At 28.8% G+C, this 1923-nt stretch carries 1 protein-coding gene; it reads right to left on the minus strand.

The features are described from left to right. Positions 1-78: 78 nt before the first annotated feature. Positions 79-1761 carry an amidohydrolase gene (locus tag E6A48_RS02585; protein ID WP_219708416.1) on the minus strand — a complete coding sequence of 561 codons (1683 nt, stop codon included), beginning with the start codon at positions 1759-1761 and terminating at the stop codon, positions 79-81. Between the last annotated feature and the right edge of the window lie 162 nt (positions 1762-1923).

Below are 1923 nucleotides of genomic sequence, written 5' to 3' on the forward strand. Positions count from 1 at the left end.
TTCCTCTATATATTACTCCGTCCATATCTGATATTATACTAACCATATTATTTTTACCTCTTTTATTGTTTTTTTATATTATTTCTTGTATAAAGTCTTTCCTTCTTTTATTGTCTCTAGAACTTCTATATTATTCATTTCTTTTGCATCTATTTTTAATGGGTCATCAGAAAGTATTACTAAATCGGCTAATTTACCTTCTTTCAAACTGCCCTTTATATCCTCTTCCCCATTTTGATAGGCAGCATTTATTGTAATAGCCTTAAAAGCATTTAGAGCATCTATCTTCTGATTTTCTCCGAGTAACACTCCATCTTTTGTAGTTCTATTTAAAGCACAGCTTATAGTTTCTATCATATTAGGTTTTATAACAGGGGTGTCTTGATGATATGTAAAAGGCAAGTTATTATCTAATGCAGTTTTACTAGCACTTATTTGAGAAGCTCTCTCCATTCCTAAATTCGCTATATGAGTATCTCCCCAATAATATATATGAGCAACAAATAAAGAAGGTATTATATTAAACTCACTCATTCTTTTATATTCGTTCTCTTTTACAATTTGGCTATGAACCAATACAGCTCTATAATTATTTGTAGTGCCTCTCTCTGTCATAACTTCTGATATTGCATCAACATATTGTTCAGCAGCAGCATCTCCATTACAATGAGCCTGTAATTGCATTTTATCATCAAAAGATTTTCTTACATATTCTTTTACAGTGTTATAATCATGTATAGGATATCCTCTATAGCCTTTCTCTCCTGTTATATAAGGCTCTTTTAACCAAGCAGTTTTAGCCTGAGGCGAACCATCTAAAAATATTTTGTAGCCTGATATTTTAAATCTATTGCTGTATTTACCAATTAAATCTTTATGTTCATCAAAAATATTAGGAGCATTCTTTAAATCTATAAAACCTATTATATCTATTTTAAATCTATTATTTGTTATCATATTCTCTATTAAAGGCAAATCACCATTTACAATTAAAGAGTTTTGAGCAGTTGTAATACCATAACTTAAATAAACATCTTCTGCCTGATTAACAAAGTTCATCATATCTTCATCAGTAACTTTAAAATCAACCTCTCTAGCATATTTCATAAAAGCAGCCTCTTCCATATAACCAGTAGGCTTTCTGCTATTAGGATATCTTTCTATAACTCCGCCTTCTATATCTGGAGTATTTTCATCTACACCAAAATATTCTAATGCTTTAGAGTTCATGCTTCCAACATGTCCAGATGCATGCGTAATAAATATAGCTAAGTTTGTAGAAACTTTATCTAAATCATCTCTTGTAGGATTTTTTTTGCCTGGAAGTAAATTATTATCATAACCAAAACCTATAACCCAAGCACCATTTGTAAGCTTATTGTTTTTTATATAGTCTTCTAATCTTGAATCAATTTCTGCTATGTTTGTACAGCCTGATAAATCTACAGTTGTAAGGGCTTGAGCAAAACTTATTATATGACTATGCGGGTCTATAAAAGAAGGCATTAAAGTTTTACCTTTTAAGTCTACTAATGATTTATTTTTAATTAAATTATTTGCTTCTTCATCGGTATATGCCACTTTTGTGATGACTCCATTGCTTACTTCTAAAGCCTTAGCATATAGAATCTCTTCTGTGTTTCCTTCCATAGTAATAATATTACCATTATAATACACTTGCAAATTATTATCTTTTTTACTTGCACAAGAAATGCAAATAAACAAAATAAACAAAACTTGTAAATATAATAATTTCTTCATAATATTCCTCATTATTATTTATTGATAATAAAATTATATATTATAAAGTAAAAATTACATAACACTTTTTATTTTGTTAAATATCCAAAAACTATATTTTATAAAAATATTTTTAATTTTTTTATTTGCGGTGGCTTTGCCCTTAACGAAGTACACACCGTG

This window comes from Brachyspira pilosicoli (genome assembly GCF_019402445.1).
Lineage (GTDB): Bacteria > Spirochaetota > Brachyspiria > Brachyspirales > Brachyspiraceae > Brachyspira > Brachyspira pilosicoli_B.

Bases quoted from the DNA above. Each gene is read 5' to 3' on its own strand.
- E6A48_RS02585 (WP_219708416.1), bottom strand. From the start codon at position 1,761: ATGAAGAAATTATTATATTTACAAGTTTTGTTTATTTTGTTTATTTGC.